The sequence below is a fragment of the Methanosarcina acetivorans C2A genome (assembly GCF_000007345.1).
GTDB lineage: Archaea > Halobacteriota > Methanosarcinia > Methanosarcinales > Methanosarcinaceae > Methanosarcina > Methanosarcina acetivorans.
This window is the reverse complement of sequence record NC_003552.1, coordinates 2001423-2026973: the sequence shown is the minus strand read 5'-3', so window position 1 is coordinate 2026973 and position 25551 is coordinate 2001423. Positions and strand designations below refer to the sequence as shown.

22 protein-coding genes and 2 pseudogenes are annotated in these 25551 nt (G+C 43.7%); 9 read left to right on the top strand and 15 right to left on the bottom strand.

Annotation, left to right across the window (positions count from 1 at the left end; genetic code table 11):
• Positions 1–300: 300 nt before the first annotated feature.
• Entirely contained in the window at positions 301–492 is a 192-nt protein-coding gene (locus MA_RS08760; protein ID WP_048065185.1) for a hypothetical protein, read from the bottom strand.
• Positions 493–1312: 820 nt separating this feature from the next.
• On the opposite strand from MA_RS08760, the gene MA_RS26705 reads away from it, so the two are divergent.
• Together MA_RS26705 and MA_RS25245 are read left to right on the top strand one after the other, a co-directional pair.
• Positions 1313–1645 (top strand): hypothetical protein, encoded by a 333-nt coding sequence (locus MA_RS26705; protein ID WP_048065184.1) that lies wholly within the window; start codon positions 1313–1315, stop codon positions 1643–1645.
• Entirely contained in the window at positions 1572–2213 is a 642-nt protein-coding gene (locus MA_RS25245) for a phosphoribosyltransferase (RefSeq protein WP_157860472.1), read from the top strand. The genes MA_RS26705 and MA_RS25245 overlap by 74 nt, the downstream gene beginning before the upstream one ends.
• A gap of 66 nt (positions 2214–2279) precedes the next feature.
• Here MA_RS25245 and MA_RS08745 read toward each other — a convergent pair whose 3' ends face one another.
• The 3 genes from MA_RS08745 to MA_RS08735 form a co-directional block, all read right to left on the bottom strand.
• Positions 2280–3014 (bottom strand): metallophosphoesterase family protein, encoded by a 735-nt coding sequence (locus MA_RS08745; protein ID WP_011021690.1) that lies wholly within the window; start codon positions 3012–3014, stop codon positions 2280–2282.
• A gap of 718 nt (positions 3015–3732) precedes the next feature.
• On the bottom strand, positions 3733–3993 hold the full coding sequence (locus tag MA_RS08740; RefSeq protein WP_048065182.1) for a hypothetical protein: 261 nt from the start codon (positions 3991–3993) through the stop codon (positions 3733–3735).
• Positions 3994–4219: 226 nt separating this feature from the next.
• The gene (locus MA_RS08735) at positions 4220–4666 is read right to left on the bottom strand and encodes a cupredoxin domain-containing protein (protein WP_048066247.1); all 447 of its coding nucleotides are present in this window, start codon (positions 4664–4666) and stop codon (positions 4220–4222) included.
• Between the two features lie 435 nt (positions 4667–5101).
• Between MA_RS08735 and aspS the strand changes: the two genes are divergently transcribed.
• From aspS to MA_RS28530, 5 genes and pseudogenes are all read left to right on the top strand, one after another.
• Positions 5102–6436 carry an aspartate--tRNA(Asn) ligase gene (gene aspS / locus MA_RS08730; protein ID WP_011021688.1) on the top strand — a complete coding sequence of 445 codons (1335 nt, stop codon included), beginning with the start codon at positions 5102–5104 and terminating at the stop codon, positions 6434–6436.
• 89 nt (positions 6437–6525) lie between these two features.
• A complete protein-coding gene (rpiA, locus tag MA_RS08725) occupies positions 6526–7230 on the top strand; it encodes a ribose 5-phosphate isomerase A (protein ID WP_011021687.1) in 705 nt (234 codons plus the stop codon).
• A gap of 383 nt (positions 7231–7613) precedes the next feature.
• Positions 7614–9257 (top strand): thermosome subunit alpha, encoded by a 1644-nt coding sequence (gene thsA, locus MA_RS08715; RefSeq protein WP_011021686.1) that lies wholly within the window; start codon positions 7614–7616, stop codon positions 9255–9257.
• 452 nt (positions 9258–9709) lie between these two features.
• Positions 9710–10078, top strand: a pseudogene (locus tag MA_RS08710) (CDGSH iron-sulfur domain-containing protein); the annotation flags it as partial.
• A 200-nt stretch (positions 10079–10278) separates the two neighbouring features.
• A pseudogene (locus tag MA_RS28530) lies at positions 10279–10359 on the top strand (CDGSH iron-sulfur domain-containing protein); the annotation flags it as partial.
• A 178-nt stretch (positions 10360–10537) separates the two neighbouring features.
• Here MA_RS28530 and MA_RS08705 read toward each other — a convergent pair.
• The 5 genes from MA_RS08705 to MA_RS08690 all read right to left on the bottom strand — a co-directional run bounded on the left by MA_RS08705 (position 10538) and on the right by MA_RS08690 (position 16278).
• The gene (locus MA_RS08705) at positions 10538–10924 is read right to left on the bottom strand and encodes an SET domain-containing protein (protein ID WP_011021683.1); all 387 of its coding nucleotides are present in this window, start codon (positions 10922–10924) and stop codon (positions 10538–10540) included.
• A gap of 126 nt (positions 10925–11050) precedes the next feature.
• On the bottom strand, positions 11051–13555 hold the full coding sequence (locus MA_RS08700; protein ID WP_048065180.1) for a plasma-membrane proton-efflux P-type ATPase: 2505 nt from the start codon (positions 13553–13555) through the stop codon (positions 11051–11053).
• A 359-nt stretch (positions 13556–13914) separates the two neighbouring features.
• Positions 13915–14253 (bottom strand): hypothetical protein, encoded by a 339-nt coding sequence (locus MA_RS28525; RefSeq protein WP_226990802.1) that lies wholly within the window; start codon positions 14251–14253, stop codon positions 13915–13917.
• A gap of 3 nt (positions 14254–14256) precedes the next feature.
• The gene (locus MA_RS08695) at positions 14257–15249 is read right to left on the bottom strand and encodes an APC family permease (protein ID WP_226990801.1); all 993 of its coding nucleotides are present in this window, start codon (positions 15247–15249) and stop codon (positions 14257–14259) included.
• Between the two features lie 384 nt (positions 15250–15633).
• Positions 15634–16278 carry a hypothetical protein gene (locus MA_RS08690; protein ID WP_011021681.1) on the bottom strand — a complete coding sequence of 215 codons (645 nt, stop codon included), beginning with the start codon at positions 16276–16278 and terminating at the stop codon, positions 15634–15636.
• Between the two features lie 462 nt (positions 16279–16740).
• Between MA_RS08690 and MA_RS08685 the strand changes: the two genes are divergently transcribed.
• Positions 16741–17553: a sulfite exporter TauE/SafE family protein gene (locus MA_RS08685; RefSeq protein WP_048066246.1), complete on the top strand. Its 813-nt coding sequence runs from the start codon at positions 16741–16743 to the stop codon at positions 17551–17553.
• A gap of 212 nt (positions 17554–17765) precedes the next feature.
• On the opposite strand, the gene MA_RS08680 is transcribed toward MA_RS08685, so the two are convergent.
• Both MA_RS08680 and eno read right to left on the bottom strand, forming a co-directional pair.
• Positions 17766–18935 carry an ABC transporter permease gene (locus tag MA_RS08680; protein ID WP_011021679.1) on the bottom strand — a complete coding sequence of 390 codons (1170 nt, stop codon included), beginning with the start codon at positions 18933–18935 and terminating at the stop codon, positions 17766–17768.
• 848 nt (positions 18936–19783) lie between these two features.
• On the bottom strand, positions 19784–21070 hold the full coding sequence (gene eno, locus MA_RS08670; protein ID WP_048065179.1) for a phosphopyruvate hydratase: 1287 nt from the start codon (positions 21068–21070) through the stop codon (positions 19784–19786).
• Between the two features lie 639 nt (positions 21071–21709).
• Between eno and MA_RS08665 the strand changes: the two genes are divergently transcribed.
• On the top strand, positions 21710–22099 hold the full coding sequence (locus MA_RS08665; protein WP_011021676.1) for a transcriptional regulator: 390 nt from the start codon (positions 21710–21712) through the stop codon (positions 22097–22099).
• Between the two features lie 171 nt (positions 22100–22270).
• Here MA_RS08665 and MA_RS08660 read toward each other — a convergent pair whose 3' ends face one another.
• The 4 genes from MA_RS08660 to MA_RS08645 all read right to left on the bottom strand — a co-directional run bounded on the left by MA_RS08660 (position 22271) and on the right by MA_RS08645 (position 25336).
• Positions 22271–22963, bottom strand: coding sequence for a class I SAM-dependent methyltransferase (locus tag MA_RS08660; RefSeq protein ID WP_157860137.1), 693 nt, complete (start codon positions 22961–22963; stop codon positions 22271–22273).
• 143 nt (positions 22964–23106) lie between these two features.
• Complete coding sequence (locus tag MA_RS08655; protein WP_011021674.1) at positions 23107–23544, bottom strand: PPC domain-containing DNA-binding protein; 438 nt, start codon at positions 23542–23544, stop codon at positions 23107–23109.
• A gap of 10 nt (positions 23545–23554) precedes the next feature.
• Complete coding sequence (locus tag MA_RS08650) at positions 23555–24238, bottom strand: ABC transporter ATP-binding protein (RefSeq protein ID WP_011021673.1); 684 nt, start codon at positions 24236–24238, stop codon at positions 23555–23557.
• A 180-nt stretch (positions 24239–24418) separates the two neighbouring features.
• Positions 24419–25336, bottom strand: a complete 918-nt coding sequence (locus tag MA_RS08645) for a DMT family transporter (protein WP_048066245.1) — start codon at positions 25334–25336, stop codon at positions 24419–24421.
• Positions 25337–25551: the final 215 nt, after the last annotated feature.

Here is a 25551-nt window from a genome sequence, read left to right as displayed (position 1 = left end):
GAAGCTCCTTTTGATCCGGTATGCCCTTATTTTATTCTAATGTTTCTCTTTTTGTGCTATTTCTAAGATGCCTTTTCCTGCTTTAATTGTTATTTGCTTTGATCTTTCTATTTGTTTTGTTTTTAATCAATAGCTCCGCCAGAATAATGGTAGATATAATAAAGCGTCAGAAAAACGAGAACCGCAAGAAGAGCTTTAAAGTCTATTTTTTTTAATAAATCGCTGATTTCACCAATCCCCCTATCCTCTGTTTCTTCCCCGAATTTACTTTATATTTATGGCTTCCGGGTTAAAATATTTTCAGGTAATAAGATCAATTTTCAAGTATGTTGATTCCGTTCTTCCAGCATTTTCTTTGGAACCGTCAGTAAAACAACCAGGTAAAATAATGTTTTGTATTAATCCATATGTCCAGCTATTCTCTTTTCTGTCTTCCATTCTTACCTGTTTGGCGCTTGAGTAATAGAAAAAAACGGTTTTCCGTAGTTCCATAGCCGAACCTCCGATTTTATTTTCCCGAGTCTTGATTCAACACCCGATTCAACACACGAATTGTACTTCAGGTCAAAGGAAATCGGAAATTTTCTGGGAGTTTTGAATTCCGGGCGGAAACAGTTATTTTTTAAAAACAAATTAAAATATTTCTTAAGTCCAGATGCGGCACCCACCCATTCCGCTATCGTATCCGCTATTTCATAAAGATCCCAGGTTTAAATATATGAAAATAAATGTTGTTCTTGCCCTTGCTCTTCTTTTTTCCTTTCAGGCTATAGCTCCACCGGAAAAGTGATAGATATAGTAAAGAGTACAGAATACAAGTACTGCAAGAATTGCTTTGAAATCCATTGTTTTACTCCTTTTTAGCGGTTTCTTCAGGCTATGGCGCCGGATGAAAAGTGATAGATGTAGTAAAGAGTACAGAATACAAGTATTGCAAGAATTGCTTTGAAGTCCATAATTGTTATCCTCCTTTAAAAACTATCAAGAAAAATCCTTTTTGTGGGTAAAATTAGTAGTGAGGCGCAGGTATATAAAAATGCCGTTTTGTATCGTTTTTGGGGTCCATTCCTGTTTTTTCAGTCCATTTATGTTTTTATTTTTTGGCCGGCTGTCTATTCTGGCATTTAAAGTTTTCAGAACCTTGAAAGTACCAATTCGGAGTCTGGTTAGAACTATTAATCAGAAGAAAATACTTTTTGCTTTGCAAAAGTAACCTTATATATTTTCCAGTAAAATTATGCTTTGAGGGTCAAAATCGGGAGATGTATTTCAAGTATTCTTTTTACATTTTTTCCCTCCTGGAGCCCGGTAAATGAATAAATTTGTATCCGGGCTTATGCCGACTAAGGGAAGGATACAGGCTCCTTTTTACTTCAAAGTTTTACCTGAGGACGTAAGAAAGGCAGAAAGTGACACCTGCAAAAGTGATGCAAGAGAATTAGTGCTCTCAAAAGCGGCACCTGTAACAGTAATACCAGCAGAAGGGGATTCATCTGGACAGAGAAAAAGAAAAAGCAGCCCGGCAGTTCAACTGCTCTCCGGCAGAAAAGAGTTCTTTCAGGTGCGAGCTCATAAGCTTTGGGGAAGTTTCCCGTCTTTCCAGGCTTCTTGCCAGGAAAATCAAGGCCACAGGCTACAAGCCTGACCTGATCATTGCTATAGGGAGAGGAGGTTTTGTCCCAGGGAGGCTTATTTCGGACTTTTTGCTTTTTAACGAGCTTACGACAATGAAAGTCGAACACTATACTCGGGGAGCGGAAATGGGAGCAGAAGCCCGAATCAAATATCCCATTCCTGTAGACATAAGCGGGAAGAAAGTGCTTATCGTAGACGACATAACCGATACGGGAGATACCCTTTCCATTTCGGTTGCTTATGCGCAGAGCCTGAACCCCGCTGAGATCAAAACTGCAGTCCTCCAGCACAAGACCTGTTCTTCCTTTACCCCGGATTTTTACGCCCAGAAAATTATCATGTGGCGCTGGATAATTTATCCTTGGGCTCGTTATGAGGATCTGGCGGGCTTTGCAGAAAAGATTCTCGGGGATAGAACCCTCGATATCGCCCGGATAATAACCGAATTTAAGACCAGGTATGAGATCGGGGTCAGGGAAAAAGAGCTGCTTGAGATTCTGCAAGACCTTGCTGAGAGAAACGAGATTGAGAGGGTTGAAACGGAAAAGTTGGTCGGGTGGCGGGTTAAGGGGAAGTGAGTATGATTAAAAAATAAAAAAGAAAGGAATACGTCGATAAAGAAATATCAAATTTTTGACGCACCTTCACATTACGGTTTCTGTGACCAGTTCCAGCTTTCCCTGCGGAAAAACCCTGGAAACGCGGACATTCCAGTTGTTGTTCTCTCCATTTTCTGCCTGGATCAGGTTAAAGCACTGTGTGGTTTTGCCTCTGGTCTTGGATGAACAGAAGGTGCCTGCGTTTACGACAAGCATGTTATTCAGGTTCCAGACATGAGGAATGTGGCAGTGCCCGCAAAGTACAAGGTTTACCTTGCAGCGGTTCAGGAGGTCAAGGACATCTCCTGCATCGACAAGAACGGTGTTTTCTCTCCCAGCAAGCGGGATCGGGACGAGGTGGTGATGCAGGGCAAAGACCTTGAAATTCTCCCCGGAAAAAGCTTCTTTGATCCAGCCGTAGTTTTCCCTTCCCAGATGCCCTTCATCAAGGTCAGGCTGTGAGGAATCGGCCCCTACGACAGTTACGTTTCCCAGGTTCCGGGTGGGGAACCTGTTTTCGAAAAGATCTTCAAAGTGCAGGTAACCTGCGTTTTTGGAGTCGTGGTTTCCGGGAACAAGGACCTTGTCTTTACATTCTATCTTGTCAATAAACTCCTTTACCCCGTCATATTCGGCTGAAAACCCGTTTTCTGTCAGGTCGCCGGTAATTACCACTATGTCCGGGTCCAGCTGGTTTATTTTCTGCAGCATGGATTCTGCAATTTCCGGGACAAAGTATGCTTCTGAAAAATGAATATCCGAAAGATGTACAATCTGTATAATTTTTTACTCCCTCTTTTCTCTGAAATTTTTATAATTTTATTTGTATTCAAACCAATGAACTTTCGTTCCATTATATATAGTTATCTGAAAAAAATACATATTTTTGAGAATCTAATTATAAATCATTAAAAAAGCTGGAGTTTAAGCTTGATCCTTTTCCTAGCTTTATAAATATTTATTTAATTTAAATTCGTGTAGAATATTCCTCTAAAACTCCATAGAATCAGATTCTCGTGGATATTCAGTCCTGCTTTTTGTGTAGTTCCCGGGCGCGCGCGGATAAGGGCTTGAGAAAGAGATTTTTTTCAAAAAAAGATATTTTCGGACTTCGAATAAAGTCTAATTTAATTCCTTTTTTCAGGCTCCGGAGTTTATAAAAAAGAGTCTGTAAGTAAAAATCTCTCCAAAAGACTTGCATTCACATGACCTTTCAGCTCACCCTTTCCGACATATCAAAACCTTGTTTCCAGAATACCGAAAATTGAGGATTTACTCATCAAGTTCGCCTTAAAAATGAAACATTGTCCTCACACAGAGAGGATTTTTCATAACGCATGATTCGATAGCAAGAGGATGAATTAAAAAAATAGGGAAATATTAAACTGTTCTCCGAAAAGTAAAAAATGGAACTCAACCTGGGATGTTTCTGGATTTGACTGTACTTTTGGCATGTTCATTTCCCTTACACCAGATTTTTTAGAGGCTCTAAAGAGCCTCAGTCATTAGGATACAGACAAACGTAGTGTTTAGTTATCTCACCATTTTTGTTTTCCTCGTACTGGAGGGTATAGAGCCACCCTTTCCAGACTATTTCATCTTCAAAAGTGAGGTCTGGTTTCCATTCCTTTGGTACTATCCCGGTTGCTACAAAGGAATCAATACTATGGAGTATTTTTGTTACCCCATCCTCTTTCATCGTCTTGGTTGGTGCACTTCTACACGCTGGATCGATCTCGCTAATATCTGTTTCGCCCATTGTCAGTCACACTCCTTTATAATAGGGTTATTTATGACCCTATAAAAACTCTACATCTATCCATATATAAGCTTCTGAGAGCCGTCAAACAAGTTTAGAGCGTAATTTACTGCCAGATCCAGAGGATATTTTCGCGGCTGCAGAAAGGATAAACAAAAGAAGATGAATAGGAACAATCGTTCCCTAATTTTGATTTCACTGAGCCCATTTGAGTAGCTCTCGCTATTCAGGCTCCAACAATTACTTTTCCTTCCATCGAGGGGTGTAGTGTGCAGATATAATCATACGTCCCTTCCTGCTCGAAGGTGTAAGTAAAAGTCTCTCCCTGCTTAAGGTATTCGGATTCGATACCCGATCCTACAACGTCGTGGAGCACGGTATCGTAGTTTGTCCACCTCACAGTCTGCCCGACATCAACCGTAAGACTATCGGGTATGTACTTATAGTCCCGAATCTCAACGTCAATAATCTCACTCGCACCGGTCTCATTCTGCTCAGCTTCGGGTACAGTCACAGTTTCTTCTCCTCCGGAAACTTCCCCATTATCCATTTCTTCAACAGTTTCTTCAACAGGTGTAGAAGGGGCAGGGTCTTCAGGCCCCCCATTTTCAGCACAACCCGCAACAAAAAGCATACCAAGTATTACCAGAAAAATTATTATTTCCTTTTTCACTCTGTTTTCCCCTTTAAACCTCAATTTTTATAAATTATATTCCTCTTCTATCCTTTATCTACTTCTTTATCAGGGTTTTACTTCCCAAGTAAAAACTATTTAGAATCTCAGCTCAGTAAATAAGTTTTTACCATATTTCTTCTTCCTTTATCCGGTTCATAGAGTCACTACTATAATTTACAAATTGGCTTTCTGAGCAAAGTTACAGCTGAAATCCATTATCAGTCCTCTTGAGCGAAGCTTATAACTCTATCCTAAAAATTAGTCCTTTTGAGCGAGCGAAGCGAGTGAAAAGGACCGCGTACTCCCGAGGCGCAATTCGGGCGAGACGGGACTAGGGGAACAAATACATTAATAATGAGTTATGACTATTCACCTACGTTTCAGCTTCATTCTCATAATTACGTTTAATTTACCCCCGAATTAGGTGAATTTATGTCTTTAGCAAATCTCAGAACGCATTATACAGCCGAAGTCAAACCTGAAAGTGTTGACAACGGCCAGAAAATTACCCTTGCAGGCTGGATCCATGAGGTCAGAGACCTCGGAGGGATCTGTTTCGTTGTTCTCAGGGACAGGGAAGGAAAGGCTCAGGTTACACTTGTAAAGAAAAAAATTGACAAAGAACTCTTTGATGCAGCAAGAAGGCTCATCCGCGAGTCCGTGATTTCCGTAACCGGTTCTGTCAAGTTCGAAGAAAAAGCTCCGAACGGCTACGAACTGCTTCCTGAAGAGATCAAGGTGCTGAACGTTGCAGGTTCCCCTCTCCCGATGGACACGACCGGAAAGGTTGAAGCCGAACTGGACACAAGGCTTGACTCCCGTTTCATTGACCTGAGAAGAGCCGAGACAACTGCGGTTTTTAAGATAAGGCACGAGGCTCTCCAGGCTATCAGGGAATATTTTGTCAAGAATAAATTTATTGAGACCGCAACTCCCAAGGTCGTTGCGACTGCAACCGAAGGCGGAACTGCCCTTTTCCCTATTACCTATTTTGACAGGGAAGCTTTCCTTAACCAGAGCCCCCAGCTCTTCAAACAAATCCTCATGGGCGGCGGTTTTGACAGGGTCTTTGAAATCGGGCCCATCTTCAGGGCAGAGGAACACGATACCCGCAGGCACTTAAACGAAGCCACTTCTATCGATGTGGAAGTTAGCTTTGCCGACCACTTTGATGTAATGGAAATTCTGGAAAACCTGGTTGCTCATATCTATACCCGGGTAATTGAGAACTGCAAAGCTTCCCTTGAAATCCTCGGGGTTGAGTTGAAAGTTCCGAAGACTCCTTTCCTGAAACTTACATATGACGAGGTAATCGAGATAGTAAACAGCCGTTGTGAAGAGAAAATGCACTGGGGAGACGACCTTGGCACTCTCGGTGAACACACGGTCGGAAATTATGTATACGAAACAACAGGCGAATCCCACTACTTCATCATCGACTGGCCAACAGAGATCAAACCTTTTTATGCCATGCCTTATGAGGACAGGCCTGAGTTCAGCAAGTCCTTTGATATGATGCACCGCACAATGGAGCTTTCCTCGGGAGCTCAGCGGATTCACATTTCTGAGCTGCTCAAGAGCAGGATCGAGTCCCAGGGCCTGAACCCTGACGGTTTTGAGTTCTACCTTAAAGCCTTCGAATACGGAATGCCCCCTCATGCAGGCTGGGGAATGGGCTGTGAGCGTTTTGTCATGACAATGCTCGGAACTGAGAACATCAGAGACACGGTACTCTTCCCGAGGGACAGGAGAAGACTTTCTCCCTGATCCTCCCATTTTTTTCTTTTAAGCTTGAAAGGACATCATGTTTTTGAAAAATATTTTTCCTTTTTTAGAGATGAAAGGCGGAACATAACATGACGGAAAGAAATACTTCTACTGATTCTCCAGAAAAAAGGGCGGCAGGAATTGCTGCAGCAGGGCTTGTCAGCTCCGGGATGCTTGTAGGACTCGGGACAGGTTCAACCGTTGCATACACAATAAAAGAACTTGGGCGCAGGGTGAGGGAGGAGGGGCTCGATATCCTGGGAGTCGTTACCTCTTATCAGTCCGAGATGCTTGCAATAGAGGCCGGAATCAGGCTGACGACCCTTGCCCAGCATCCGGAACTGGACCTTGCCATTGACGGGGCTGACCAGATAGATTCCGAACTCCGTGCGATTAAGGGAGGAGGAGCGGCTCATACAAGGGAAAAGATCGTTTCCGTTTCTGCAAGACGGTTTGTGGTTGTAGCCGACGAGTCGAAAACGAGCAAGCAGCTTGATAAACTCGTACCTGTGGAAGTCCTGCCTTTTGCAAAAGAACCTGTGGTAAAAAAGATCCGGGAACTGGGCGGAAAACCCCAGCTCAGGTCTGCCGTAAAAAAAGACGGGCCCGTAATAACCGACAATGGAAATTTTGTCCTTGATGTCGAATTTGGAGTTATAAAAGACCCTGAAGCGCTCGCCCTTCAACTATCTTCAATCCCTGGTGTCGTTGAGCATGGGATTTTTTGCAATGTGAGCGAGCTTTACATAGGGAATAAAGACGGGGCTATAAAGATTATAACCCGACAGAAATAAACAGGATTCCAAATAAATTAAAGGCAGGAGTTTAAGGCAGAAGTTTTTCTTAGACGTTTTTCTTAGAAGTGCTTCCTGCAAACATTTTCCTTCAGGTTCCTGTGGCAAGCAGGACACAGGTTACTGCCTTTTTCATCTCAAGCATAACAGGAAGCGGAACCAGTGTTCTTTTTGCAAAGCTGCAGGTCTTACCGGTATATTTTTATAGAAGTATTATCAGTAATTTCCTGATCAATTACAATTTGCAAGATTAACAAATTGCTCAAAACAGGGTTCTCGGGTCCGATACCTGAGAGCAAGCAGCCGCAAGCCGGATAATAACTCAAATTATCGATCATTTATCCTTCAATCCGTACTATGTATTTTCAGGAGGTTTTGTTCAAATGGATAAAGGTGGCCAGCCAATCTTCATAATAGATCCGAATAAAGAACAAACAAAGGGAAGAGACGCACTCAGCATGAATATTGCAGCTGCAAAAGCAGTGGCAACCATAGTTAAGAGTACGCTTGGGCCCCGGGGTATGGACAAGATGCTTGTGAATCCTCTGGGAGATATCACCATCACAAATGATGGTGCCACTATCTTACATGACATGGACATCGAGCATCCTACAGCCAAGATGATTGTAGAAGTTGCCCAGTCTCTGGAAAATTCTGCCGGGGACGGGACAACAAGTGCGGTCGTGTTCACAGGTGCCCTGCTGGAAAAAGCCGAGGCTCTTATTGAAAAGGGAGTCCATCCTGCAGTTGTTGTCAAAGGGTACAGACTTGCAGCCGAGAAAGCTGTTGAGATGTTTGAGAACCTGGCAGTTTCCGCAGGCGAGGAAGACCGAGACCTGCTTGTAAAAACCGCAAGCACCTCTATCACTGGCAAGGCTTCTGAAAAATATAACCGTTTGGTCGCAGAGCTCTGCGTGAGTGCTGTGCTTGCGATTCACGAGGGAGGAAAAGCCGACCTTAAACACATCATCCTAACAAAAGATGTAGGCAGGCGTGTTGAGGACACGGAATTCGTGGAAGGAGTTGTAATCGATAAGGTTGCACTCGATAAGAATTCCCCTCTAAAAATTGTAAATCCCAATATCGCGCTTATTGATACTCCTATGGAAACCGGAAAGACCGCAAACAAGGCAAAGCTGCAAATCAGCACTGTAAGCGAGATTGAAAATTTCGTGAAGCAGGAGGATGCTGCCCTCTTTGAGATGGCGGATTACATTATCAGGGCAGGCGCAAATGCTGTCTTCTGCTCAAAAGGCATGGACGATAAGGTCGCAGCGTACCTCCAGAGCAGGGGAATCTACGCAACCCGCAGGGTGAAGACTGATGATATGCAGCACCTTGCTGACGCTACGGGAGGCAGACCTGTCCGGAATATCAAGGAACTTACGGAAAAAGAACTCGGGCATGCAGGGCTCCTTGAGCAGGACAGGGACGAAGACCAGGGCAAAACCTACCTCAGGGACTGCAAGGGTGCAAAGTCGGTCTCAATCGTGCTGCGCGGCGGGACCGAACATGTAGTGGACAACCTGGAACGTGCAATTGATGATGCCCTTAGAGTTGTGAAATGTGTGGTCGAAGACGGCAAAGTCGTTGCCGGAGGCGGGGCCTCGGAAATGGAAGTTGCACTCTCCATCCGTTCCTATGCTTCCAGCATAGGCGGGCGTGAACAGACGGCGATCACAGCTTTTGCCGAAGCTCTTGAAGAAATCCCAAGGACAATTGCAAGAAACGCAGGCCTGGATGCTATCGACTCCATCCTCAACCTCCGTGCAAAGCATGCAGAAAACAAAAACGCCGGCTTGAACATTCAGACCGGTGCTGCTGAAGATATGCTTGAAAAAGGCGTTGTTGACCCCCTCAGGGTAAAGGTCAACACTATCAAGGCAGGATCCGAAGCTGCAGCAATGGTGCTCCGTGTGGATAGTATGCTCCGTGCCCAGCGTGCCGATATGCAGGAAGTAAAGCCCGAACACATGGCAAGTACCTATGATGGCATGTCAGCCCCTGCCCTTAACATGCGCAGGTAAAACCTGAACTCTTTAAGTTTAACAATTGAAAGGGATGAAAATTAAAACGAAATAACCTGTTTATTGCAGGAAAAGTTGCAGATTCTTTTCTGCAGATTCTTTTTTTAAAAGAAGTGTTCTCACTTCTGGTTTATTTTTCTCTTTCAGGTTTCTTGACCCTGCTAATAAACTCTTCACTTCAAAATCATAGTCCTATGCCCCACAGGCAGATTCTACAATTTTTCTTTGAACTTCTGTCTTCTTTTTTCTTTACATATCGGGTCCCGAATAACAACACCCCTGTTTCTTTTCAAATATACCTCCTGTATTCCAACCATACAGCAGCTCAGTTTACACCGGAGCAGTTAACCGTGGAAAGAGCGGGTTAGCATCCATAATCAGATATGCATTATCAAGAACGGGGGCAAATACTTAAGCCGAAAATGCTAATTTTATAACAGGAGAGGGGACAAATGGTTTCACAAAGTGAAGAAAAGAAACCTTCAATAAAGGTCATAAAAAACGGTCCGTATCTTGTAAGGAATCTGAAAAATTTCAGGAACTCAAAAGGCGAATCCATTGAAACAAAACCTATAATGGCTCTTTGCAGATGTGGAAAGTCAGAAAACAAACCTTTTTGCGACGGAGCCCATGAAAAGATCGGTTTTTCGGGAGAAAAGGAAGAAAATAGGGTTCCTGATGACGTAAAAGATTACAAAGGCAAAAAGATCATCATTCATGACAACAGAGGAGTCTGCGCTCATGCCGAATTTTGCATTAAAGGAGCATCTTCCGTTTTTAAGAAGGGGAAAAAACCCTGGATCGACCCGGAAGCTGCAAACCCTGAGGAAATTGAGAAAATAATCAGGAGCTGCCCATCCGGAGCCCTGAGCTATTCCAGGGATGGGGTGCTGTACAGGGACTACCCGCGTCCTCCTGCAATTATCGTTTGCAAGGATAGTTTTTATAAAGTTGTCGGAAATATCGAGGGTTATGTTCCCCTGACGGTTCGGTTCCGCAATCAAAAGAGCATTACACACTCTGCCGCTGCGGAGCTTCAAAAAACAAGCAGTTTTGTGACGGGACCCACTGGAAGATTAAATTCAAAGACGAAAAGAATTGAGTATGTAGAAGGCAGATCAAGGCTTATTAAGGCTATTAAGGCATATTAAGCTTATTATGGATTAAGCAGCCATATATTTTGTGCCAAAAAGTAAAAAGTAACAAATAATAAGTAAAAAGTAACAAGTAAAACAGTTATAGGTATTTAAAGTTGTTTTACCGAATCCAAAACCCGGAAATCAGTTCTGGCTTGCAATATCAAACCAGACAGGGGTTTTGTCTTCAGGGTCGCAGTTATAGTTTATGGTGATTTCCTCATCTTTTCGGATGTCTTTTATACAAACATATTTCAAAAGACCGTTAATGAAATCTTTCTGGTATTCTGCGTTAGGGGTATATGAGTGGTTGTAAAGAGATCCGTAGCCAAGGGCAATTGCTGCTGCTCTTGAGTCTGTTCCCCATGCGAAATAGTAATTATAAAGCTGGGTAAGCTCAAGCGTATTTACTTCTTCGGGTGGAAGAACGATAACGGGACAGGTTTCTATTACTTCACCTTTTTTCAAATTTCTCTGTGCAAATACGCCTCTACCTTTTCCGGGTGCGTCTTTAACACTTATCAATGACATCTTGTCAGGCTCCTGTATTTATTATAATTTGCCTGGAAACTATTGGATTATTTTGATGAGGCAAGGAATTTAAAAGTTTCTCTCTAAAAGATTCTTCGGAAGATTCCGAAAAAACTCCAGCCCATTTCATACATGAAACTTTATTCCGGTATGGTTCAGCAACCTGTAAGCCTGGACTTTGATAAAATCTGTTATAACGAAGGCTGTCAACGCATATCCCCAGACGAAAAAGGCAAGTTTCCATCCCATTGCAGGAAGCAGGAACCCGTACACGGTTATGAGTGTGGCAATAATTTGTGTAATTATTACTGCTGCGAATAAGATTTTGGCCGGTTTTACTGACCAGAAGTAGCTTTTTGTCCTTGCCACAAATATTGTTAAATGACCTGCTACGGAAAGTTTCAGGTATATGAAAGACTGGAGGACTTCATGGGAAAGCTGGAAAATATGGAGGCCTATGTAAAGGATCCCGAATGAACTGATAACTCCTATAACTCCAAGAAGGGTTGCCATACTCAGCAAAATTCGCATGTCCCATTTTTCCGGCAGATCGGAGTATTTGACATTGTCATAAGCAATAGTCATTATTGGAGCATCATTCAGAAGCGCCAGCAAAACTATCATCAGAGAAGTAACGGGATAGAACTTAAACGCAAGGATTGAAGAGGTTATGAAAAGCAGGACTCGAATCGTTTCGGTAATACGGTACAGGGCATAATTATTCATCCGCTGGAATATCTTACGGCTCTCCTTGAGCGCATTGACAATTGTAGAAAGCCCGGGCTTCGTCAGCACGATGTCGGCAGCGGACTTGGCTGCGTCCGTAGCTCCGGCAACAGCAATACCTGCATCGGCCTTTTTCAGGGCTGGAGCGTCATTAACTCCATCTCCGGTCATGCCTATGATATGACCCCTGTGCTGTAGCAATTCCACGATATGGTACTTATGTTCCGGGAACACCTGGGCAAAACCATCCGCTGTTTCAACTATTTCTTCTGCATTTCGGTCAGGTGCATCCAGAAAGGACGTGGGAAGCATGATGTCCTGCTTTAAGTTTACCTGCCTGGAAATCTCCTTTGCAATAGCGAGATGGTCGCCTGTAATCATTTTTACGTCCACGCCCATATCCTGTGCAGTCCGGATGGTCTCTGCAGAATCGTCACGGGGAGGATCGTAGAGGGCAAGAAGCCCTGCAAAATGCCAGCTTCCCTGAGCATCGGTCCGGCCAACTCCCAGAGCCCGGTATCCCCTGGATGCAAACTCTTCAACGTATTCCTCAATCTGGGACCCTGCTGTATTCTCACTGTCATCTGTGGTAACTTTACTATCTGTGGTAACTTTACTGGTCACGGCAACTTCACTGTCCATGAGAGCCGAAACTGCCTGAGGCGCCCCTTTTGTTACCAGGAACCTGTTGCCAGCCGAGTCCTCTACTTCGGCTTCCGTCCGTTTTGAAACCGGGTCAAACGGCTTGAACGAAAGTACCCTGTAGCTTCCGGCGATTTCTGAAAAATCCTTAAGGGTTTTTGTTCTGGCGAGAACTGCGTCATCAATCGGGTCCCTGTCCTCTTCCCTCGAAGCCAGGCTGGCAAAGAGAAGCACATCGTTTTCGGAAAAATTCTGAAAAGGGTTTATTTCGGTCAGAACAAGTTCGTTTTTGGTAATGGTCCCGGTCTTATCCGAACACAGGATATCCATTCCTGCCATTTCTTCGACAGCCGCAAGCTTACTTACGATAGCCCCATCCCTGGCCAGGGTAACTGCGCCTACTGCCATGCTTACCGATAGAACTGCAGGCAGGGCGGCCGGAATTGCTGCTACGAGCAGGACAAGCGCAAACTGGAAAAATTCAAGCAGGCTTTCATGACGGAAGAGCACCACAAGGAAAGTAAAGGCAACAAGGACAAGGGCAAAAACAATAAGGTAGTCTCCGATTTTGATGACAGCCTTCTGGAAATGGCTTTGGGTTTTAGCCTCTTCTACCAGCCTCGCAGTTTTCCCAAAGAAGGTGTTCATGCCGGTTGCAACTACCAGCGCATCCATTTCCCCCTGCCGGATAACCGAACCCGAGTATGCAATATCGGACACATGCTTTTCCACAGGGAGAGATTCCCCTGTTAATGCGGATTCATCGACAAGCAGGTAATCTCCTGTAATAAGTTTGACATCTGCAGGGCAAATATCTCCCAGCCGGAGTCGAATTACATCTCCGGGTACCATTTCACCTGCGGATATTTCAAGCCATTTGTTGTCGCGGAGTACCCTTGCTTTCAAAGCCAGTTTCTGCTTCAATAATTCAATAGCATTATCGGCTTTGTGTTCCTGCCAGAAGCCCACAGTTACATTCAGCAGCAGCAGCGCAAGAATAATTGCAAAATCATCCCACCGATGCAGGATTCCCGACAGGACGACTGCAATTTCGATCATCCAGGGAATAGGTCCCCAAAAATAGCTCAAAAACTTGACAAGTGCACTGGCCTTCTTTTCCGTGATTTCATTGGGCCCGTATTTTTGAAGCCTCTCTTTTGCCTCCGAATCGGTAAGCCCTCTTTCACTTGAAGATAGTTTCTCCAGGAGTTCGGCTACAGATGCTTCTTTTGCTTCATCCGTACTAGTGATATTTTGATTCATCACAATGATCCCCACAAAACGTTTTGACCCTCTACTCCCTAAAATTACATTTTCTTAATTAACATAAGGTTATTTTTCTATCTATAACCTGCGATCCATAGCCTGTTATCTTTAGCCTGCAATCCAGTTAGTCACCCAAAAAAGCAAAAAATAAGAGAAGTAAATGAAAGGGCTGAGTTAGAGAAGAGGATTTTTCAGGGAAGGAGTTTATCACTCAAAAATAACCTTTCCAGCTTTGGATATACCTAAATTTACAGATTCAGGTTTGTATTGAGTTTAAAGTTAAAATTTAAAGGCCGTTTTAAAGATCGCTTTTAAAGGTGGGTTTAAAGGTTTGAAGTTAAAGATCTGAGTAAGCCTTATAGATCCGAGTAAGCCTTGTAAGCAGTTTTTTCCTCCTGACCTTTCTGCCTCGCAGTCTTCCTGACAAACCCATAATACCCGATTCCTGTAAGGGCAACTGAGTAGAGAATCCTCCAGCTAAACCCTGAAACCAGGAAGGAAAGAGACAGGAGGGAAAGTCCCGAATATATCCAGCGTCTCCGGCCTGTTTCGGTCTTCCAGTAAGAAATCAGGACAAAGCCGTAGAGAAAGAGAAAGTTCTGGTTGACGAGCATGAAAGAAACCGGAACTTTAAACACATAAGTCCCCAGGAGCACAAGCAGGAAAGCCGTATACATACTCAGGATGCTTGCCATTGGCTATCCGCGCTCCGAGAGTTTTCCCAGGTAAGCAGGGAGCACATTTTCTTTTCCTGATGCATAGATAAGCCGGCTTGAAGCAAAGTTCCAGCAGGGTACATTAGCAACGACAACTACTGCCATCAGCCAGATGAGCAGGTTTCCCGGAGGGGTGAACTTAACAAGCTCCACAAGCCCTGACGCTCCGGGGAGGGGAATTCCGGCCGCATCAGCTCCTATACTTGTGACTGCCAGCATCAGGTAAATGAAGATTGTAAGCCCGAAACTGAGCCAGAAAACCCTTTTGACGTTTTTTTCCGGGTTCTGGAGTTCGCCCAGGCCAAAGGACATATTCTCCCAGCCCAGAAAAGCCCAGAAGAGAAGAGCGGAAATTTTCCAGACATTGTAAGGATCGGGAGCTCCGGCACTGAAGCCTGCAAGGTCTGATGCCCCTTCAAAGAGAGCCTGTACCGAAAATCCTAGCCCTGAGGTAAAGAAATTGAAGTTATAGAAAGTGAGGGCAGCAATCAGGAAAAGCAGTATAGCTACGGCTGCATAATTGAAAAAAGAGACAAGTCTGACCCCGGCAACCGTGATAAGAGTCATAACCGTAATCAGGAGAAAAGCTAGTAAATGCACTCCGAAATCAGACAGCTTAAAGAGGTGCTGCAGGTATTCTCCGCCAATAAGAGCAACTGCGGGCTCTCCCAGGATAAAGGACCCACAGACGAGGGCTGTTACTGCATACTCTCCCCACTCTCCCACAGCCTCGCGGGCATAATGGAAAAGGCCCCCTGAGCAGGGGAATTTCTTTCCCAGTCCTGCGCAGATCTGAATAAGAGGCATTGCAGCCAGAATGATCAGGAGCCAGCCGAAAACCACTTCCTGCGCTGTCCCTGAGTCCGCCACCAGTCCTGGCAGGCCAAGGAGCCCTGAACCTATAACCATAAGAATTGCAAGGACCACACCTCGCCCTAAAGTAACTGTTTTTTCAAGTTCGGTCATGCTTTGCATCCTTTCTATCCCGGATTATTTACAGAAGTGAAGGGAAAGAAACTGAGGATACACTCTGAAACCCTATAATGTTTGCGTTTTTTATCTTTATCCCCTGGAATTAACCGGAAAAATTACACCCATATAATCCAGAATAGCAACAGCAAGCGCCACAAATCAAGAACCACATTTCAAACTTTTAAAAAAGCCTCATTAAAAACACGGGAAAATTCGACAGTATTTAAGCAAAAGTCCCATAAAATAAGAGGGATAATACAAATTTTCATTTTTTCATTTAAAATTAGGGAAAGGCCGGTCGTGGCTGCACGACCGGTGAGAGTCCGGGGTTCTGAAAACATTTATGCCCCGGTTTGACGGGTTTACTACTAAAAAATATCCTCAACCTTACTCCTTCTTCTCCACGCAGATCAGTTCTTCGGCATACGGGAGTTCCTTTTTCATCCAGTCACAGAAGTCCCGCCACTCGTCAAGTTTGTGGTGGCGGCGCTGGAAGTAGATGTTCCGGAGTTCGGCGTAGTTGGTGATGACTGTCCTTTTCTGCATGTAAGCGCTCGGGAGGTCCTGGACGAGTTCCCTGAAAACGGCTTTCCGGTATGCATTATCCTCTTCGCTGTCACCTTCTCGGGATTTGTAGGCTTTGATCAGGTCGTTGAGATGCCGGATCTGGGCATGCCTGTATTCCGTCATCGTATCAAAGGAAAAGTCATGGGGAGCAAGGTCCTTGCTGGTTAGCTTGTGCATTGTTGAGGTTGAGTTCTTTTCGGTAAATTTGTAGGTATCAAACTCTTTCCACCAGTAGAGGGGAGCTGAGAGGTCAAAGCAGACCGTGATGAACCGCAGAAACTTGCCGTGTTCGTTTCCTGCAAGGGTCAGGCGCTGGGCCAGGTTCAGGTCCTTTTCCCCAAGTTTGCAGTTCCCTGCCTGATCAGGCTCGCTGCTGTCCATCAGGTGCCAGGAATTCATGGGATTTCGCATTCCAAGAATCGCATAATAAAGGTTGTATGTGCCGTGTAACTCGATTTTGATCATAATAGCGCCTCATTAGCCCGGTTGTGGTAATAGTTTATAAATACGGTTCGGTAAATTGTTTGTAAACCTGCTTCTGGCTAATAACTTATAACTCATTTTAAATATTAGTTACGCAGGGAAAGGGTTAGAGGTAAGCAAAAGGTAAGCAAGAGGTGAGAAGGGTCGCTTGTAAATGTGCAGGTATGCAGACAGCAAGACAGGCTACTTCAGGGGCAAATTATTTAAGAAAAACAGTTACCTTTTTAAGCCATGATTTATCCTTTCAAGTACAACCTTTCTGCTAGTTCCGGATTTTTCCATATTACCATCAGTGGCAGCCCTGCATATTTTCAGTACGATACTGTTAACTTGAATAAACTCGCAGTTTTATGTAGTAAACAGCCGGAAAAGCCGGAAATATACGTTTAAACCAGGAAAAATCAGTAAAAAATCAGGAAATAAAAACAAAATACTAAAATGGAAATGACTCCTACAGACCCCCTTTATCTTGGCGTTCTCATTTTTACAGGTGCCTTTGCAGGCATTATCTCAGGGCTTCTGGGCATAGGGGGAGGCTTTATTATGTCTCCTGTCCAGTACTGGCTTTTGCAGGAAACCGGAATGGACCCGGACCTGGCTCTAAGGGCGGCTCTCGGGACAAGCCTCTTTGTGATCCTGATAAATGCCATAATTGTTACCCACAAATATCACAAAAAACAGGCAGTGCTCTGGAAACCGGCTCTGATTATGGGAGTTTCCGGCTTAATTTCCAGTTTCGGGGGAGCAGCAGTAGCTTCCTATCTGCCGGCCTCAACCTTGAGTACAATTTTCGGGGTAGTGATCATACTTGGAGCCCTGAAAACTTATACCACGTCGGCTGTAAAGGAAAAAGAGAAAATTCGAACCAATCCGGTATTTTATATCTTTGGCGGCATCCTCATAGGTTTTTTTTCAGGACTTCTTGGAATTGGGGGAGGAGTAGTCGGGATTCCGGTCATGCTGATTCTCCTGCATTTCGACATGAGAAAAGCTGTCGGGACCTCGGCGGCAATTATGCTTTTTACCTCTTTCGGAGGGTCAGTCGGATATATTATCAACGGCTGGGGGCAGGCCGGGCTTCCTCCTTATTCTCTTGGCTATATCAATCTCCTGAACTGGATTTTACTTGTAGTCCCCGGGCTTCTTGCAGCAAGAACAGGAGCAGAAATCGGTCATCTGGTAAACCCGGAATATTTAAAACACTTTTTTGTACTTCTGATGGTCTACGTAGGGCTGGAAATGATAGGAGTTATTTGAAAACAGAATTTTAAAACAGAATTTTAAAACGGAATCTTAAAACAGAATCTTAAAACAGAATCTTAAAACAGAATTTTAAAACAGAATCTTAAAACAGAATCTTAAAACAGAATAGACAGAAAAAACAAAAATGCTGAAAGGGATTTCAGAACTTGCTAAAAAGGACAACTGTCAAAAATAAGAACCTGTTATAAATGAGAACCCGGCTCTATTCAGGCGCTTTCAATAGCTTTTACAGGATCGAGTTTTGCAGCTTTCCTTGCAGGGTAGATACCTGAGATTATATTGACTATGAAAGCAAAAAATGCAGCATATACAAAATTAAGAGGCTTTACTTCAAGAGGCAGGGTCTGAAGCCCGAAATACATTTCCTGAGGGACTTCGATTTCATAATTCTGCAGTGCAATGGTCACAATGTACCCTAGAATGATGCCGAGCACCAGACCTATGGCTCCGAGAACCAGGGACTGGAAAAGAAAGACAACCATTATGCTTTTTTGAGAAGCTCCCATCGCTTTCAGGATGCCGATTTCCCTTGTCCTCTGGGCAACGATGGTAATAAGGGTATTTGCAATCCCAAAGCCTGCAATCCCGTAAATCAGGAGATAGAAAATATTTACAAAGACCATCTGCGTATCAAGGAGGTTGAGAATTTCAGCATTTGCTTCGCTCCAGCTTACGGCATCAAGCCCGGTTTCTTCTTCAATTGAGGCTGCAATAGCCTCAGCCTGGTAGGGGTCTGCAACCCGGACTCCGATGTTGCTCACAACGCCGGGCTCGTCAAAAAAGTCCTGTACCGAATCTAGCCTTGCATAGGCTGTCACCTCGTCTGCAGAAGTGCCGGTATGGATAAGCCCGATCACCTTGAACGAAGTTGTTTTCGAGCCCGGAAAAACGGCATCCACCCTGTCCCCCACATGGACCTCAAGGTTTTCCGCAAGCTTATCCCCGAGCAGAATCCCGTCCCTTGTGTGGACAAGGGTCATGAAATCCCCCTCTACAACATCCTCACTCACTCTCATCACATTCTCTTCAGCCACAGGGTCAACTCCCTGAAGAGAAACTCCCTCAGCATTGTCCCTGTATTCCAGTGCCACCTGGCCCAGATATTTAGGGGATACGGCTATAACTCCTTCCTTTTCGGCAATTAGGGCGGACGTATGCCTGTAGAGATGTATGAACTCTTCTTTCTCATCCTGAGGAGTGATGACAATATGGGGATTATTTTCTATGCTTGAGCTTACAAGTTCATCCTGAAAACCCGAAAGCATTGCCATCATCACCGTGATCACTGCAACCGCCAGAGCAACGGCAAGTATTGCAAAAAGGGTCTGCTTTTTTCTGGATAGTACCTGCCTCAAAGCGATTTTCAGTTCATACATCTGGATAAACTCCCGGATCCACCCAAATTTTAGGAATTTTAAGACGGCCCAAACCTTTTAAATTTTCAGGGAATTCCGATCGACATAGCATTTCAAATCTTTGAGAAATTTAACTTTTAAGTATGTTCGGGCTTTCAAGACTTTTAAGTCCATCTAAACCATTCTGACAGTTTAGATTTTCAGACTCTTATTCATTCTTGGAGGGCTGATTATAAAGCTGTTTCTGATACAGGAAAGAAAATTCCTCGAATCGAGCCTTATCCGAGTTACGTATTTCAAATTGTGATTCAGGATTCTGCTGCCCTATTATCAACAAAATAGGATAAGTCGAAAGGAAAAAAAGCTACAAATAAAAGCAATAACTGAAAAGACTCTTTTACAGCCGTTCTTCTATCTTTTTTCCTTCTATTTCTTTCTTCTTTTTTTCAGGGCCACCGAACAAGCTGGTGAGGGCGCTGATATGTATCTGTAAGCTTAAATGAGGTTTCAGGGATTAAAAGGAGTTATTAACTTGCAAGGGGCTATTTTTGTATTGGCTTTCATCAACAGGGAAGGCTCCGGCAAGTTTTCAAAGCGGGACCGGAAAGGCAGGTGTATATCATTCCGGTCGTCCGGGGAAAGATCAACTGGTTCCAACAAAATAGCAGAAATCAGAAAATGTAAAGAGACTCAAAAAACAAGGAGTAAATGAAAATCATGAGGTGATGAAATCAGGGGCCAATGAAAAATTAAACTAAAAGCTCAAATGAAACTAAAACGGCGGGACTAAGAAATAAAGGAACAAGAAACTAAAAAACAAAGGTTCAAAAAAGTACAGAAAAGAGGTAAAAAGTTAATCAAAAAAAGGGTTAGAGCTGCACGTAATGTGCAACTTCACCGAGATCTTCTTCAATTCTGAGAAGCTGGTTATATTTTGCAGTCCTCTCGCCACGGGCCGGGGCACCGGTCTTGATCATTTCTGCACCTATGGCAACTGCGAGATCTGAGATGGTGGTATCTTCGGTTTCGGCAGAGCGGTGGCTTACAATTACGGTGTAACCGTTTCTGGAAGCCATGCTTGCGGCATCGAAGGCTTCGGAGATTGAGCCTATCTGGTTGACTTTGAGGAGAAGGGCATTTGCAGCTCCCATGTCCACGCCTCTGGAGAGCCTTTCGATGTTTGTGACAAAGAGGTCGTCCCCCACAATGATCGTGTCCCAGAGTTCGTTGGTCAGGGCTTCAAAGTCCTCGAAGGCTTCTTCGTAGAAGGGATCCTCGATAGAAAGGATGGGGTAGGAGTTTACAAGCTCCACATAGTAGTCAAGCAGTTCCGGAGCAGCCAGTTTCTTTCCGTCAATATTATAGAACTCTTCTTCGTAGAACTCGGTTGCTGCGGCGTCAAGCCCTATTGTAACTTCGGATTCGGTATAGCCTGCTTCTTCAATTGCCTGTACGAGGGCGTCAAGAGCTTCTGTAGACTCGCTCATTTTGGGCGCATACCCGCCTTCATAGCCTACATTTGTAGAAGAGCGTCCGTATTTTTTCTCCAGGTACTTCCCAAGTACATGGTAGATCTCTGCCCCGATCTGAAGGGCTTCGTAGAAGGTTTCTGCACCTTTGGGCTGGATCATGAATTCCTGAATTGCAAGCTCGTTTCCTGCATGTTTGCCTCCATTCAGGACATTCATTGTAGGTACCGGAAGGGTAAAAGCGTTAGACCCGCCGAAGTAGCGGTAAAGGGGCATGTTAAGGGAATCAGCTGCGGCTTTTGCAACCGCCATGGAGACACCAAGAATGGAGTTGGCTCCAAGGTTTGATTTGTTTTCGGTTTCGTCGAGCTCGATCATCAGCTCATCGATTTCCCGCTGGTTTCGCACATCAAGTCCAAGCAATTCCTTCTGGATAATGGTATTTACGTTCTTGACCGCAGTCAGAACTCCTTTTCCACCGTATCTGTTGGGGTCCGCATCACGCAGTTCTAGGGCTTCATTCGTACCCGTCGAAGCTCCTGAAGGGACACTTGCTCTGCCAAATCCCTTTGGTGTAAACACATCTACTTCAATTGTGGGATTTCCCCTTGAGTCCAGGATCTCCCGAGCATGTATCTTTTGGATCTTATATTCTCCAGAATCCTGCTGTAAACCGATATACGACATCATTTCACCCTTTCTAATCTCTGATCTATGTATACATATATTCTGTTATTTGAACTTGACTTTTCCTTAACCTAAGCGTTACATGTCCGAATTGTATTTAATTCTTTATCCGGTTCAAACGAATAAATTTGCCTGAGTTATATCTGTGTTTCTGATAAAAGAGACTCCTCTCTACTTTACACTTCCAGTTCGCTCTTGATCTCAGGGCAGAAGTATTTAAGGAGTCCCGAGTTTAAAATTTGCCAATCTTCATTTAGAGTGAATCCTTCCCATTAAAGAATTGAAGGTATTCATGCGCTTAAAACCTGTTATTCCATCTATCAGAAATGCTTATTTCCGACCATCAGGGACATCCAGATTCTATAGGGCAAAATCTATCTCTTTATTTCTGGAAAACCTTTTTTCTACTTAAGAGATGTTTAATTCCTGTAAACACTTGCTTTAAAGGTTTTGGTTAGAGGACGACAAAGCCTATTTTTTTCTGGAGATTGATTCTATTACTTTTTTATATGAAAACTCCTCAAAGAAAGTCTTACTAGGGTTAGATACCTTTTTTATCTACTGACAATGCTCAATTTATTTAAAAAAATAATTTTATCTACATAAAATATATAAACCTGAAAGTATTATTCATTCACAATGACCGACGATTCTCCAGTTAATTTAACCGAAAAAGAGTATTCAATTATTGATATGCTCCAAAGCCTGGGACTCCCGAGGACAGAGGCTACCGCGATCGTTTGTTTAAAGGACTGCAAGGAACTCAGATCCCTTCATATAGAACTCGTTTCCGGACTCAGACAACCGGAAGTGAGTGTAGCTATGCGCCCTCTAAAGGATAGGGGCTGGGTGGATGAAAGGTCCGAAAAGAAGAACAAAGGAAAAGGCAGACCTGTGAAATACTACCAGTTAACAGTACCGTTCCCGCAGATAGTCCATATCCTTGAAGAAGAGTTCTTAAAAGATAATAACGAGAAAATTATCGCTCTTAAAAGGTTGAGGGAACTGGAAATTATAATGCAAAATTAAGTTTACTGCAAATCAAAGTCACTTGAATTAAGTTTAAAATATTCAAAATTCAAAATAATAATCACGCACCATCACTTTTCTACGCTTTGTTTTTAATATCATTCCAAAGTAGTCGAAAGATTTCCTTTTTCCTTTTTTCTGTCATATTATGCTTATAACGTGTAGTGTAGTTCACTTTTTACAGCTTAAGAAATATTGGAACATAGCCCACGCATTAGCTTTTTCCACTTTTTCTATTTCAAAATAATTACAAAGCATATTTTCAAAATCCAACGGCAGCATATCAAACTGGTCTGTCCTTCCTGCATGCTCTTCAAGTAATATCATACCCCGACACGCCGGGCTTACGATGTTAGGAATATCAAGAACAAGCTTTCCGCCAGGCTTTATTATTCGGTGAGCTTCAATGAGTGCCTTCTCGACAAAATCCTTTTTATAATATTCAAGAACCCCAATACATGCCCCGATGTCAAAATAGTTGGCATCAAAAGGAGTTTCATGGATGCTCCCGCAAATTAATGCTCCAATATGCAATTTGTTATTTGTTGAAAATTCATTTAACAGCTCAATGGTTTTGCTGCTTATATCAACCCCATGATATGTTGACGCCCATTGATCATACCCATTAAACATAAGGTTAAGGCAACACCCAAGGTCAATAAATTTCATGTTCGTTGTGGGCGATAAATATTCCCTGATTTCTTTGTATCCGCTATAAACTGAAGGCTCGATGCTTTCAGTTGTTTTTTTGTATATAATATAGTCGGGATTATTTGTGATATATTCCGGCAAATCATCGTATAAGCTAATACCCCGCCTTCCATAATCAATACCTTTGTCATAGGATTCTGCTATCAATTCCAACTGATTTTTCATATTGTTTAGTACCCTACTTTCTCTTCAATAACACACTTTGAGCTAATCCCAAAACTTGAAATTGGCTCTTTTAATCTCTAATTTGAGATCTTGATGCGGGAATAAAATTGGTTTTGGGATGAGTTCTTTATTTAAATAAAATTCACAGGAGAAAAGCCCTGTTCCGGGTCCATAATTCTTCTGGCAGAAATCCCTTCAAGCTCGAAAATGAATACCTCGACAACCATAAAAACTTCGCTTTCCCCTCTCAGGCATCCCAGTTTGATGCGGTTTTCCCTGGCTGTTCCTGCATGAAGGTGAATTTTTGGCTTCCCGTTTTCCTGGAAAATGTCGCCTATTCCGAGAATCTCATGTGCGTCATTAAAGCCAGTCCAGACCGGTTCAGGAGGCCTTCTGTTCTCTTTAGGGCCTGTAACAAGCTTTCCCTCCCTCAACGCGCCGAGCAGCATAAATACAGCCGATTCAATCTTCTCCAGTTCTGCAAGTTTAATAAGTTCCAGAATAAGGTCGTCCCCGTGGTCAACCCTGACGGTAAAGACCCTGCCGATCCTTCCTTTTGTGTATTCCATTTTTTTCCTCTTACTGATCCGTTATTTTTCCGTCTATGATTCTGACAATTCTATCGGCTTTTCCGGCCAGATCCTCGTTATGAGTTACCACAATAAAGGTCTGGTTATACTCCTTGTTCAGCCTGCGAAGCAGTTCATAGATCAAATCTCCGGTTTTGGTATCCAGGTTGCCTGTAGGCTCATCCCCGAGTACGATTGCCGGTGAACAGCTAAGGGCCCGGGCTACCGCAACCCTCTGGTTCTGCCCACCAGAGAGTTCGCCCGGCCTGTGATCCATTCTGTCTTCAAGCCCCACATCTTTTAAAATTTTTTCGGCAACACCCTTTGATTCGTCCCTGCTCTTTCCTGCAATCAGTAGCGGCATCATCACGTTTTCCAGAGCAGTGAAATCAGGCAACAGGTGATGATACTGGAAGACAAAACCAAGCATCCGGTTTCTCATCCCGGAACGCTCCTTGTCCGACATTTTTGTAACGTCATCGCCGTCTATCAGGAGAGTCCCGGAAGTGGGTGTGTCGAGTAGACCTATGAGATGCATAAGTGTACTTTTACCTGAGCCAGAAGGACCTACAATTGCAACAAACTCTCCTTTTTTAATTCTCAGGTTTGCATTGTCAAGTGCGCGAAATTCCACGCCGTCTTTGTAAACTTTGGTCAGGTTTTTAAGTTCTATAATCGGGCATTCATCTGTCATGCTTTTCCTGCGGGTTCAAAACTTTAATATTAAAAATAGAGGGGTTCTTAAGTAAAGAGCTTTTGGGCAGAGGGGCAACTTCTTCCTTAAAATTATCTGACTATTATCTCTCTGACTGTACCCTGCAGCCCTTTCAATCTCAACATATTACTCGAGAACATTCCCCCTGTGAAAAACCGGTCATGGTACTGGCTGAACATCGGCTGAAAGCCTTTTATCTGCTGGTTTTTTCCTGCTCACAAGGTAAGCTGCTGTGAGGATGAGCACACAGCCCAGAAAAGTCGAGATATAAAGCGGGTTTTTCAGGACTGCAGTATCAAAGAAAATTCCTGATACGGGTTCGAGCAGGGCAAGAATACTGCCTGTCTGCGCCCTGATGCCTGAAATTCCTTTGAGGTAAAGGATGGCCGCGAACGTAATGGTCAGGCCGAAGAGAAACAGAGTACTGAAATTTCCAATGTAGGTATACATGGGGGTTGTAAGGGCAGACGGCAGCATAAACAGAAGGCTTATTCCGGTCAGCCAGAAAGTCTGGGATATCCCTGTATAGTCGTGCCTCAGGTAGCGAATAGTGATTATGGTTGCGCCAAAGGAAAGCCCTGAAATCAGCCCGAAAGACAGGCCTTTCATAAAATCGGCCCCCTCATTCAGGCTTCCCAGAACTTCGCCTGGGCGGGCAATGAGTAAGACCCCTGCAAGTGAAAGGAAAAGGGGTAGAAGACTTTTGCTGCTGCTTTTTTCTCCCAGAATTGAAGGGGCGAGCAGGTTCACATATACAGGAGCCGTATAAAGAAGCAGGACAGCAACTGAAATCCCGCTATATCTTATGGCCGATAAATAACATACGCCTGTTACCGCATTCAGAAACCCCAGCAGCAGCAGATATTTTCTGTTCTTGCCGGGCCTGAGCTGTTCAAGGCTTCCGCTCAGCAGCAGGTAAAAGAAAATCATGCATAATCCGAAAAAGAGCCTGCAGAATAGAACGGACCCTACGGACATGTCCTGGACCCTGTCAAGAAAAACCCCCATTGTGCCATAGATTATGCTCCCTGTTATGACTTCGGAATAGGGCTTGAAAGAGTTTTTCTGCGCAGGCATATTCTGGAAATAAAAGACTGCAGATATATATTTTTTGGAAACGGAAGAAAGTAAGAGTTTGGAAAGCCCGAATCTTTTTTTCCTTCTTTTTTTCATGGTCGCCAGATAAGCTGGCGGAGGCATCTTATTATGAATGGATTCAAAACCGTTCTTCGGGATTAAGGGAAGTATTCTAAGCCGGAGGTTTTGTTCCCATATTAATTGCTAACTGATTG

Coding starts and splice junctions, on each gene's coding strand:
- MA_RS08760 (WP_048065185.1), bottom strand. CDS start 492: ATGGAACTACGGAAAACCGTTTTTTTCTATTACTCAAGCGCCAAACAG.
- MA_RS26705 (WP_048065184.1), top strand. CDS start 1,313: ATGAATAAATTTGTATCCGGGCTTATGCCGACTAAGGGAAGGATACAG.
- MA_RS08740 (WP_048065182.1), bottom strand. CDS start 3,993: ATGGGCGAAACAGATATTAGCGAGATCGATCCAGCGTGTAGAAGTGCA.
- aspS (WP_011021688.1), top strand. CDS start 5,102: ATGTCTTTAGCAAATCTCAGAACGCATTATACAGCCGAAGTCAAACCT.
- rpiA (WP_011021687.1), top strand. CDS start 6,526: ATGACGGAAAGAAATACTTCTACTGATTCTCCAGAAAAAAGGGCGGCA.
- thsA (WP_011021686.1), top strand. CDS start 7,614: ATGGATAAAGGTGGCCAGCCAATCTTCATAATAGATCCGAATAAAGAA.
- MA_RS08705 (WP_011021683.1), bottom strand. CDS start 10,924: ATGTCATTGATAAGTGTTAAAGACGCACCCGGAAAAGGTAGAGGCGTA.
- MA_RS08700 (WP_048065180.1), bottom strand. CDS start 13,555: ATGAATCAAAATATCACTAGTACGGATGAAGCAAAAGAAGCATCTGTA.
- MA_RS28525 (WP_226990802.1), bottom strand. CDS start 14,253: ATGGCAAGCATCCTGAGTATGTATACGGCTTTCCTGCTTGTGCTCCTG.
- MA_RS08695 (WP_226990801.1), bottom strand. CDS start 15,249: ATGCAAAGCATGACCGAACTTGAAAAAACAGTTACTTTAGGGCGAGGT.
- MA_RS08690 (WP_011021681.1), bottom strand. CDS start 16,278: ATGATCAAAATCGAGTTACACGGCACATACAACCTTTATTATGCGATT.
- MA_RS08685 (WP_048066246.1), top strand. CDS start 16,741: ATGACTCCTACAGACCCCCTTTATCTTGGCGTTCTCATTTTTACAGGT.
- MA_RS08680 (WP_011021679.1), bottom strand. CDS start 18,935: ATGTATGAACTGAAAATCGCTTTGAGGCAGGTACTATCCAGAAAAAAG.
- eno (WP_048065179.1), bottom strand. CDS start 21,070: ATGTCGTATATCGGTTTACAGCAGGATTCTGGAGAATATAAGATCCAA.
- MA_RS08665 (WP_011021676.1), top strand. CDS start 21,710: ATGACCGACGATTCTCCAGTTAATTTAACCGAAAAAGAGTATTCAATT.
- MA_RS08655 (WP_011021674.1), bottom strand. CDS start 23,544: ATGGAATACACAAAAGGAAGGATCGGCAGGGTCTTTACCGTCAGGGTT.
- MA_RS08650 (WP_011021673.1), bottom strand. CDS start 24,238: ATGACAGATGAATGCCCGATTATAGAACTTAAAAACCTGACCAAAGTT.
- MA_RS08645 (WP_048066245.1), bottom strand. CDS start 25,336: ATGCCTGCGCAGAAAAACTCTTTCAAGCCCTATTCCGAAGTCATAACA.